The 9,665-nt window shown below is 57.3% G+C and carries 10 protein-coding genes and 2 pseudogenes; 4 read left to right on the forward strand and 8 right to left on the reverse strand.

The features are described from left to right. Positions 1-302: 302 nt before the first annotated feature. From IQ254_RS26800 to IQ254_RS26810, 3 genes are all read left to right on the forward strand, one after another. Entirely contained in the window at positions 303-1,271 is a 969-nt protein-coding gene (locus tag IQ254_RS26800) for a GTP-binding protein (protein ID WP_193969214.1), read from the forward strand. Beyond that, positions 1,268-2,320 carry a WD40 repeat domain-containing protein gene (locus IQ254_RS26805; protein ID WP_193969215.1) on the forward strand — a complete coding sequence of 351 codons (1,053 nt, stop codon included), beginning with the start codon at positions 1,268-1,270 and terminating at the stop codon, positions 2,318-2,320. The genes IQ254_RS26800 and IQ254_RS26805 overlap by 4 nt, the downstream gene beginning before the upstream one ends. Positions 2,321-2,560: 240 nt before the next feature. Then, complete coding sequence (locus IQ254_RS26810; RefSeq protein ID WP_228041129.1) at positions 2,561-4,954, forward strand: family 10 glycosylhydrolase; 2,394 nt, start codon at positions 2,561-2,563, stop codon at positions 4,952-4,954. Between the two features lie 48 nt (positions 4,955-5,002). On the opposite strand, the gene IQ254_RS26815 is transcribed toward IQ254_RS26810, so the two are convergent. After that, the gene (locus tag IQ254_RS26815; protein WP_193969216.1) at positions 5,003-5,212 is read right to left on the reverse strand and encodes a hypothetical protein; all 210 of its coding nucleotides are present in this window, start codon (positions 5,210-5,212) and stop codon (positions 5,003-5,005) included. Positions 5,213-5,585: 373 nt separating this feature from the next. On the opposite strand from IQ254_RS26815, the gene IQ254_RS26820 reads away from it, so the two are divergent. Then, positions 5,586-5,888 carry a DUF2442 domain-containing protein gene (locus IQ254_RS26820; protein WP_228041130.1) on the forward strand — a complete coding sequence of 101 codons (303 nt, stop codon included), beginning with the start codon at positions 5,586-5,588 and terminating at the stop codon, positions 5,886-5,888. 183 nt (positions 5,889-6,071) lie between these two features. On the opposite strand, the pseudogene IQ254_RS26825 reads toward IQ254_RS26820, so the two are convergent. The 7 genes and pseudogenes from IQ254_RS26825 to IQ254_RS26850 all read right to left on the reverse strand — a co-directional run. Then, positions 6,072-6,296, reverse strand: a pseudogene (locus IQ254_RS26825) (DUF188 domain-containing protein); the annotation flags it as partial. Positions 6,297-6,317: 21 nt separating this feature from the next. Then, positions 6,318-6,512, reverse strand: a complete 195-nt coding sequence (locus tag IQ254_RS26830; RefSeq protein ID WP_369011366.1) for a YgiT-type zinc finger protein — start codon at positions 6,510-6,512, stop codon at positions 6,318-6,320. Positions 6,513-6,562: 50 nt separating this feature from the next. Further along, positions 6,563-6,870 (reverse strand): annotated as a pseudogene (locus tag IQ254_RS33985) (DUF4258 domain-containing protein). A 101-nt stretch (positions 6,871-6,971) separates the two neighbouring features. Then, the gene (locus IQ254_RS26835; RefSeq protein ID WP_193969221.1) at positions 6,972-7,427 is read right to left on the reverse strand and encodes a YaiI/YqxD family protein; all 456 of its coding nucleotides are present in this window, start codon (positions 7,425-7,427) and stop codon (positions 6,972-6,974) included. A 48-nt stretch (positions 7,428-7,475) separates the two neighbouring features. Further along, complete coding sequence (locus IQ254_RS26840) at positions 7,476-7,706, reverse strand: hypothetical protein (protein WP_193969222.1); 231 nt, start codon at positions 7,704-7,706, stop codon at positions 7,476-7,478. A 362-nt stretch (positions 7,707-8,068) separates the two neighbouring features. After that, positions 8,069-9,061 carry an NAD(P)H-dependent glycerol-3-phosphate dehydrogenase gene (locus IQ254_RS26845; RefSeq protein WP_193969219.1) on the reverse strand — a complete coding sequence of 331 codons (993 nt, stop codon included), beginning with the start codon at positions 9,059-9,061 and terminating at the stop codon, positions 8,069-8,071. A gap of 138 nt (positions 9,062-9,199) precedes the next feature. Further along, positions 9,200-9,665: glycerol-3-phosphate dehydrogenase C-terminal domain-containing protein (locus IQ254_RS26850; RefSeq protein ID WP_278000378.1), on the reverse strand; the 466-nt coding region annotated here is incomplete at its 5' end.

Consider the following 9,665-nt stretch of genomic DNA (forward strand, 5'->3'; position numbering starts at 1 on the left):
TCCCACCCCTGCCCCTCCCAGGGAGGGGATTCACGCCACCATCCCCTCCCTGGGAGGGGTGCCCGCAGGGCGGGGTGGGCCAGTCTCAGCGATGAGGGAATTCCCTGCCTCAAGAATCCTCGCAATCCCACCCCTGCCCCTCCCTGGAGGGGATCCGCACCACCATCCCCTCTTTAGGAGGTGTACCCGTAGGGCAAGGTAGGTTCACCCAAAATGTTCACTTCAAACATTCCCGAGGGATCGCCGTCAGAGATAATGCCGGAGTTCTGAGGGGTTCACTCCTCTGTAGGTGATTCACGATTATGGTGGCAACAGCAACAGCCGGAGTTCCAGTCACAGTCTTGACCGGCTACTTGGGGGCAGGCAAGACCACCCTGCTCAACCGCATTTTGACCTACGAACACGGCAAAAAAGTAGCGGTGATTGTCAACGAGTTTGGCGAAGTCGGCATCGACAACAAGCTGGTGATCGACGCCGACGAAGAAATCTTTGAAATGAACAACGGCTGCATTTGCTGCACCGTGCGCGGCGATCTGATTCGCATCATCGGCAACCTGATGCAGCGGCGCGACAAGTTCGACCACCTGGTGATCGAGACCACCGGGCTGGCCGACCCGGCGCCGGTAATTCAGACCTTCTTTGTGGATGAAGACATCCAATCGCAGCTGGCGCTGGATGCGGTGATTACCGTCGTCGATGCCAAGCACATTGCCCAGCACTGGGACAGCACCGAAGCCCAGGAGCAAATTGCCTTTGCCGATGTGGTTTTGCTCAACAAAATTGACCTGGTCAGTGAAGCCGAGTTGGCCGAACTTGAACAGCGGATCAAAGCGATGAACGCGATGGTGAAAATCTATCGCACCCAAAACTCTGACCTGGCGATCGAGTCGATCTTGGGCGTCAAAGCCTTTGATTTGAACCGGGCGCTAGAAGTTGACCCCAACTTTCTCAACGAAGACGCCCACGAGCACGACGACGAGGTCTACTCCTTCGCCATTGTCGAAGAGCAGCCCTTAGACAGCGACAAGCTCAGTGCCTGGGTGAATGACCTGCTGCAAACCAAAGGCCCCGACATCTTTCGCATGAAGGGCATTCTCAACCTGAAAGATGAGCCCAATCGGTTTGTCTACCAGGGGGTGCACATGATTTTTGACGGTCGCCCCGATCGCCCCTGGAAGCCCACCGAAACGCCGCGCAGTGAGATGGTGTTCATCGGGCGCAACCTCGATGAAGCCGCCATTCGCCAAGGATTTCGGGCCTGTCTGGCGTGAGCAGTGCAAAGCCAAAATTTGCCAAGTCCTGGCGGTGTTCTCTCTCCGACTACGTCACAGCCCTGGCCTGGTCGCCCGATGGGGCCTGGCTCGGGGCCGCCACGGCAGCGGGAGAAGTTGGCCTGGGGCAAGAGTCTGCCGCCTGGCGGATGCTGCGCCTGGCGGATGGCCAGGCTATTAACGCCCTGGGGTTCTCTGCCGATGGTGAATGGCTGGCGGTGGGGGGACAATCGGGCGAAGTGCTGGTGTGGTCGGTGCAAAGCCCAGAGTCTGACCCAGCCTGGGCTCAAGTCTATGCAGGGGCCTGGATTGACCGACTGGCCTGGCACCCAACCCAACCCCAGTTGGCCTACGCCGTCGGCCCTCAGGTGCAGATTTGGAATATCCCTAAAAACGAAAAGATCGCTGAGCTGGACTTTGCCGATTCGTCGGTGCTGCACCTGGCCTGGCACCCGACGGGGTCGCACCTGGCCGCCAGTGGTCACAGCGGCATCAAGGTCTGGTCGGCAGAGCACTGGGCCGACCCGCATCAGGCGATCGCAGTGCCCGGTGCCAGCCTGCACTGCGCCTGGTCTGCTGACGGGCGTTATTTGGGGTCGGGCAATCTCGATCGCACCCTGACCGTAGCCGAGTGGAACAGTCCACCGCCCTGGTTAATGCAGGGCTTTCCGGGCAAGGTGCGGCAGGTGGCCTGGTCTGCGCTCAATACCCCATCGGGCTCGCCCCTGATAGCCGCCGCCTGTATCGAGGGCATTACCGTGTGGGAGCGGCAGGGACGGGGCTGGCAATCGCGGGTGCTAGAGCACCACCGGCAGCGGGTAAATGCGATCGCATTCCAACCCAACTCCGATCTACTGGCCGCCGTGGGCCAAGATGGCGTCGTGACCCTCTGGGAGCAGGGTAAAACGCTCCTGCAAACGATTAAGTTCCCCCAGGAAGCATGCTCTGCCGTAGCCTGGCATCCCCAGGATCAGTCCTTTACCGTCGCAGGCAGCATGGGCATGATGATGACTTGGCAGCCTGCCCAAAGCACAAAGGGATTCGGCTAGACTCCTTCATTTTCGGGCCTTTCGGGAATCACTATCAAGCGACTTGGCCCTTATACCCAGGCAACAGGTCAGCCATATTCCAGGTCCGGGGCTAGGGCTGGGTATGGTGAAGCAGTTGGTGCCGCTCCAGCCAGGCACGACCTGCACCGTTAGTCCACTAGCCTAGTGGGTTTACTGAAGGAGGGCAGCCTCGAATCGGCTGGCCTGTGCCACAATTAGCGCCGTGGGTAGAGGATTGAGATGGTAAGGCAAACACCGGGCTGGAGCCTTTTTGGGGTGGCGATACCCCGACTGGGGCGGTCGTTGGCCCTGGCAGGATTAGCCGTTGGGGGTACCATGCTGCCCTCAACGACCTGGGCCCAGGCCGAGGCCGCTGACCTAGAGCCGCCCCTAGAAACTGTGGCTGTCACGGCCTCTTCAGAGGTTGACCCCGATGCCAGCGAAGAGTTAGAGGGCGGCGATGGGGTTACCCCGGTCTGGCCAGCGTCAGACCAGTCTCGACCGGGCTATCGCCCCAGCGAAGTGCCCATGGGGCCGCCGCCACCACCCTCTGAGCGGCCCCGATTATTGCCTCCCGGTTGGGAAACCTCATCATCGGAGCAGATGCCCGAGGGCGAGACTGACGGTAGTCCTATAACCAGCGCCGGTCAGGAACCCGTTGACGAGACTTTGCCTCGCCCCGGTCGCACCCCCAACGCAGTGCCCATGCCACCGCTGCCCCCCAGCCAGCGGCCCAGCAGGTTGCAGGCCAATCCGGCGGCATCGCCCGATCGCCCTTTGCCCAGTAATAGCTCTGACGACCCGGCTGAGCAGATCGCCCCAGCGGTGATTGAGCTCTCCCCCACCGGCCGCCCCCCCAGCCCGGTGGTGTTTTTAGCCATGCAGCAAGAGCTCAAGAATCTGATTGGCCGCTTTGAAAGTGCCCTGATTATGGAGCGGGCCTGGGAAATGCCCACGGTGCTGAGCCTGCCCAACCGTGACCCGGTGTTGACGGCATCAGCTGATGCCGTCAATGTCTCAGGAGAACGGGGCGGCTATTTGCATCCGGCCCTGGGTGAAGCTGAGCAACTGCTCACCGAATGGGATGACCTGCTAAAGGCGGGTAAGCATGGTGAGGTGCGCGATCGCTGGCTGGCCGCCCGCACCGCCCTCTGGGACAATTTCCCGACCGAACGCTCCCAGGCCCAGGGTGAGATTCGCGCCGTGTGGCTCGATCGCGGCACCATCGTGAGGGCGCGATCGCCCGAGGGGTTGAGCGACGTATTTGACAAACTCGCTGCCGCTGGCATCAACACCGTCTTCTTTGAAACCGTCAACGCGGGCTACACCATCTACCCCAGCCAAGTCGCCCCCGAGCAAAACCCCCTCACCCGGAGCTGGGACCCCCTCGCCGCCGCCGTTGAGCTAGCCCACGAGCGAGATATGACATTACACGCCTGGGTGTGGGTGTTTGCGACGGGCAACCAGCGCCACAACCGCCTGCTCAACCAACCCGCCGACTATCCTGGCCCGGTGCTGAGTCGGCACCCCGACTGGGCTGGCTACGACAACGTCGGCAACCGCATACCCCGTGGACAAGACAAGCCTTTTTTAGACCCTGCTAACCCCCAGGTGCGAAGCTACCTGACCCGGCTGATGACCGAAATTGTCACCGAGTACGATGTCGATGGGCTACACCTCGACTACATTCGCTACCCCTTTCAAGACCCTGGGGCCAACCGTACTTACGGCTATGGCGAAGTAGCCCGCTGGCGATTTCAAAGCATCAGCGGGGTCGATCCACTGGAGATTAGCCCTCGCCCAGATCGCTCCCTAGACCGCAACCAACAAATTCAACAGCAGATTTTGTGGGATCGCTGGACTGATTTTCGGATGCAGCAGGTGACCTCTTTTGTCGAAACCCTCTCTAGCGCCCTGCGCCGTCAGCGCCCGGGCCTGGTCATGTCGGCGGCGGTGTTTGCCAACCCCGAGCACGATCGCCTCCAGCGCATTCAGCAAGACTGGGGTACCTGGGCCAGAGCCAACTATCTCGACTGGATTGTGCTGATGAGCTATGCGGGTGACACCAGCCGCTTTGAACGTCTCATATTGCCCTGGCTGGTGGATGAATCGTTTGGCTCAACCCTGGTGATTCCAGGCATTCGTCTGCTCAACCTGTCAGATGCCGCTACCCTCGACCAAATGCAGGCCAGCCGCGACTTGCCTACCCCTGGCTATGCGTTATTTGCCGCCAACGACTTAAATGCCGAGCTATCGGCGGTGCTGGCTCAAACTCAAGAAAGCGCCAGCCCTGCTGCCGCCAACCCTTACGCCATGGCCCTGAGTCGATACCAGGCCCTACAGCGCGAGTGGAACTGGCTACTGGCTCAGGAGCGATTGTGGATGGATCACGATATGCTCATGCCCTGGCTAGAGTCGGTTAATGCCCTCGGTGCTGAGTTTGAAGCCCTGGCCGAGAACCCCTCCCACCGTCAGCTCGAAACCGTAAAGACTGGTCTGGCCACAGTACGCAGGCCCCTCACCTCCAGTATTTTGGTAGATACGACCAACAGCGGCTATCGACTGCAATCGTGGCAGTACCGGCTAACAGCGATCGATCAGTTGTTGCGCTACGGCGATCGCATGCAACCCTAAAGACAGCTATCCAAAAGCCCCTGAGAAAGCTTTCTCAGGGGCTTTGAGTTATTCCACCGCTGGGGCGTAGCGGCGGGTATGGATGGAGAGATATTCGCCCTCGCGGCCTGTGGGCATGAGCTTAGACCAGCGATCGGGGTCGGCGTAGCCCAGGGCACCGAGTTGTTTGATGGTGTCGCGCACGGCACCGTAGTCGCCAATGGCAATCAGGCGCACCAGCTCTTGGTTGCGCACGGGCAGCTGAAATTCATAGGTCATGGGAGTTCACCTTCGGTAAAGAAAACGGGGAACTGCCTAGAGCATCCCGCAAGGGTGCCATACCGAAGGCTAGAACTAAAATAGGTCTAGTCATTGCGGCTTAGCGTGTTTAAGTCGGAATGATTAGGGGTTTGGGAGAGCTGGTACCTCTCTCACTCCCCGTCTAAACCATTCCCCGCAAGCTGTAATTTACTAGATGTGCTCTGAAAGCTCAACCGTGTTGGCACAGAGTCTCCCAAAGCGTGCCGACTGCAAACCAATTTTTGTATCGTAGAGCTGTTTGAGGTATTGCAGCGTTGGATAGAGATTCATGGTTAACCCAGTAGATGAAGCTCAATTTTTAGCAGATCTCCAACAGGCTAGGGAGGCTGCAATGCAAACAACTAGGGTTGAACCACGAGCCATAGATGCCAGTTACGACAGGTCAACTCACGTAATTGTGGTGCGCTTAAACAATGGTGCAACTTTTAGCTTCCCTCCCGATATCGCTCAGGGATTAGTCCATGCCCTGCCCGAAGACTTAGCAGCGGTAGAGATTACCCCTAGCGGAACAGGATTGCATTGGGAAAAGCTAGATGCTGATTTCACAGTGTCAGGGCTGCTGAACGGAATCTTTGGAACCCGCACCTGGATGGCAAAACTGCAAGAACGCTGGCAAAGCCAGCAAGCCTCTTAATAGAACCAGCAAGTTCCCTAAGAATTTTGGGAGAAGGGGCTGGGGGATGAGGGGCGCAAACTTGCAAAAGTGGGATGCACCCTGACCAGAGAGCTGTGCCGGGTGCCACAGCAGAGCAGTTGCCAGGGCATCTTCAGTCGGCCAATCTTGCCCAGGTCAATTAAGGAGCTGGCCACGCTGTCTCTATAACGGTTGATGGTGCTGGGTCAAAAAGCGATCGAGCTGGTTGGCGAAGGCTTCGGTATCCCGCCGACTGAACGGCGGCGGGCCACCGGTTTCGACCCCGCCGCTGCGGAGTTCGTCCAAAAAGTTCCGCATCGACAGGCGCTCGCGAATATTGCCCTGGTCATAGAAGTCGCCGCGTGGGTTGAGGGCGTAGGCTCCCTTTGCGATCGCATCTGCCGCCAGGGATCAAATTCCCACAGTTTATTAAGATGCTTTTGGTTGGTAGGCAAAGACATCGACAGAGATAGAACGGCTAGGCTCAACTTCCCCATGCAGCATCTCGCGAATACTCTCTGTAGTCTCTTGGCTAAAGACCTCCTCACCACAGCTAGCACACACCGTAGCCGGAATATTTTCGACCAGGTAAAACTTGCTATCGATGTTGAAAACCTCAGTCACATGCGTTGTAGTTGGTTTAGTCGATCCACAAACATGGCACTTAAACATCCTTACCTCCGGGTTCTCAAGTTAATCCAGCCAGCTTCATCAGGTTCGTAGAGAGTAATAATTTTCACCATATCTGATGCCATTCGAGAAACCTGCATATGCAGCGCTCGTTCCGAAACGGTAAACCCTAAAACTAAACAGCTAGGCGAATATTTGTCCTCTGGGTAGTCTTCGATAATCTCTAGGTAGACGACAGTTCGCAGATTTCACGATCGCTGATATTTCGCTCAATAGCTCTCTTAAATGCGTGGCGTGTAAATTCAAACCTTCCTGACCGCAATTGGTGCTGAATGTCCTGAAGGGATTTCATGCCACCCTACTAATTTAGAGAGTCTAATATTGAGCCAGCCTGTCTGTCTTAATATACGTCTTTTAGGCATTGCCAGAGTTGAGCCTAGATAGACTGAATGTCTAATTTTGAGAACCATGACGATTCAAAAAGCGATCGAGCTGGTTGGCAAAGGCTTCGGTATCTCGTCGGCTAAACGGGGGCGGGCCGCCGGTTTCGACCCCGCTGCTGCGGAGTTCGTCCAAAAAGTTGCGCATCGACAGGCGTTCGCGAATATTGCCCTGGTCATAGAAGTCGCCGCGCGGGTTGAGGGCGTAGGCTCCCTTTGCGATCGCATCTGCCGCCAGGGGAATATCAGCCGTAATCACCAAATCGCCGGGCTCTAGATGCTGGGCAATGTAGTTGTCGGCCACATCCAGGCCCGATCGCACCTGCACTGCCTCAATATAATCAGACCCTGGAATCTGCAATTCCTGATTGGCTACCAGGGTGGTCTGCACCTCAACCCGCTTGGCTGCTCGAAACAGAATCTCCTTGATTACATTGGGGCAGGCATCGGCATCAACCCAGATTCGCATCATGTATGTGCCTCTGAGAGAGGTACACCGCAACGACATAACCTACGGCTAGTCAACATGATAGGCTGTAATAGCTATTTTGCCGTCTGGGCTGTAGATGGCTTCAACGCGTCTATGTTTTGGATGATTCCACCAAACTTTGATGCGTTTGCCCTGAGCTGGGGCAGAACCTGCGCGTTGGTAGCCTTCCTGCACAAGCATCACTTCAAACTCATCACCCGGCAATATTTTGGCTGTGATTTGCGGAATGCCATCGAGCTTATGCTTATCGAGGGTCATGCTCACCGTGATAGGTGCTGTAGATGCGATAGCCCGGCAGCACTATTGCAACCCCTAACTTACTGTGGATAGTACCTGGATAGCTTGATTCGGGCAAACTACCGCCAAGGCGTACCCGCAGAGGCCCTAACCAGCAATAAAACCCAGGAATAAGGCAGTCGAGGCTATAGGCGATTGCTTTCAGCCGTTGATCAACATCCTCTGTCTGAGCAGGAGGGGAAGTTTGGGGATCGTTGGTGAACATAGGGTTGCGACTAGATCAGGTTCCCATCATGGCCACATTCTATCAAGCTAGCTATCAAGCTAGCCTTTAGAACGGCTCAGTTATCAACAATACTCGAGGCACCTGCCAGTAACCACCATCACTCGCCCTGCAAAATCTCTTGGTAGTCTTCGGCCTTGAGCTTGCGCTCCATCAGGGCCGCGACCGCTTCCTCGGCAGAGATATCGCCCTTGAGCAGCAAATACACCTGCTTGGAAATAGGTATAGAAATCTCCTCTCGCTGGGCAATATCGTGGAGCACATAGGCGGTGTTGACCCCCTCGGCGGTGCTGCCTAACTCTTCCAGAATTTGTTCGAGAGATTTGCCCTCGGCCAGGCCATAGCCCACCCGGTAGTTGCGGCTGAGGACGCTGGTGCAGGTGGCCAGCATGTCGCCCAGGCCCGAGAGGCCCAAAAAGGTCTCAGGCTGGCCGCCTAGATGAGTACCCACGCGCATAACCTCGGGTAGGGCGCGGGTGATCAGAGCCGATCGCGCATTTGAGCCCAGCTTTAGCCCTTCGCAGACGCCGACTGCGATCGCAATCACGTTCTTCAGCGTGCCGCCCAGCTCGGCCCCCAGGGGGTCGGTGCTGCTATAGGTGCGGAAATTCTCGCCCGCAAACACATGCTGCACGGCCTCGGCGGCGATTTCGTTTTCACAGGCGATCACCGTGGCGGCGGGCAGCCCGGCCTCAATTTCTTTCGACAGGTTGGGGCCAGAGAGCACCGCCACTGCATGGTGAGGGAAGGCCTGCTGAAAGATCAGAGATGGTGTCAGGGTTGTTTTAGGGTCGAGGCCTTTGGTCGCCGTTACCAGGATTGTGGTCTCAGGAATATTCAGCTCCTGGAGCTGATCCACGACATCGGCTACCCCTTTCATTGAAATGGCGGAGAGAATAACCTCTGCGCCATCTACTGCTTCTGCCAGGGACAGATCCCCCGATCGCGACCAGACTCGCACCGTGTGATTGTGGGTGGTGGCGATGAAGGCCAGGGCGCTGCCCCAGGCTCCGGCTCCCAACACAGCCAGGGTGATTTCGCGATGCTTGTAGGTCTCAAAGACCTGATCGACAGTTTGGGTAGCGGTAGTCATGATGTCGTGATGGGGTAGGGGATGGTGAAAGCGCCGAGTTTAAATGTGAAAGGGGTTTAAATGTACAAGGGGTAAAGTGCGATTATCCTTCACACTTTACCCCTTACCCTCGGCTCAATTTAGGTCGTCTGCTCCAATTTAGGCCATCTGCAATGAGGGCGCTTCCTGCTCCAGGGCATAGTCGGGGATGCAGTTCTCGGCCATGAACTTGTGGTAGGCCTGAATGTTGCGATCGCAGCGCTCCTCGCTCCAGCCGCAATACTGGCGCAGTACCTCAGCCACCACCGGCAGCGCATCAAAGCCATAGTTTTTGTGCATCGATACCGTGGTGCGGCGGCGCAGAATATCGACAAAGGTGTAGGCCATCTCTTCCTGCACGGCAAAGACGATTTGGGCCTTGATGTCGTGGGCATAGTCCACGATCGGCTCGGCTAGGTCAGGGTGCTCATCCACCAGGGACAGCACCTCACCTGTGCGCGCGCCATAGATGCCGATCAGGTGGTCGAGCACGGCGGCGGCAATGCGATCGCGGTAGCGATCGTGCCATTCGTTCACCCGAGCATCTTCCAAGAAAATTGCCCCCGGCAGCGGGCGGGTGTGGGTG

The sequence above is a fragment of the Nodosilinea sp. LEGE 07088 genome, from assembly GCF_015207395.1.
In the GTDB taxonomy this organism is placed as follows: Bacteria; Cyanobacteriota; Cyanobacteriia; order Phormidesmidales; family Phormidesmidaceae; genus Nodosilinea.

Bases quoted from the DNA above. Each gene is read 5' to 3' on its own strand.
- IQ254_RS26800 (WP_193969214.1), top strand. From the start codon at position 303: ATGGTGGCAACAGCAACAGCCGGAGTTCCAGTCACAGTCTTGACCGGC.
- IQ254_RS26810 (WP_228041129.1), top strand. From the start codon at position 2,561: ATGGTAAGGCAAACACCGGGCTGGAGCCTTTTTGGGGTGGCGATACCC.
- IQ254_RS26815 (WP_193969216.1), bottom strand. From the start codon at position 5,212: ATGACCTATGAATTTCAGCTGCCCGTGCGCAACCAAGAGCTGGTGCGC.
- IQ254_RS26820 (WP_228041130.1), top strand. From the start codon at position 5,586: ATGCAAACAACTAGGGTTGAACCACGAGCCATAGATGCCAGTTACGAC.
- IQ254_RS26835 (WP_193969221.1), bottom strand. From the start codon at position 7,427: ATGCGAATCTGGGTTGATGCCGATGCCTGCCCCAATGTAATCAAGGAG.
- IQ254_RS26840 (WP_193969222.1), bottom strand. From the start codon at position 7,706: ATGACCCTCGATAAGCATAAGCTCGATGGCATTCCGCAAATCACAGCC.
- IQ254_RS26845 (WP_193969219.1), bottom strand. From the start codon at position 9,061: ATGACTACCGCTACCCAAACTGTCGATCAGGTCTTTGAGACCTACAAG.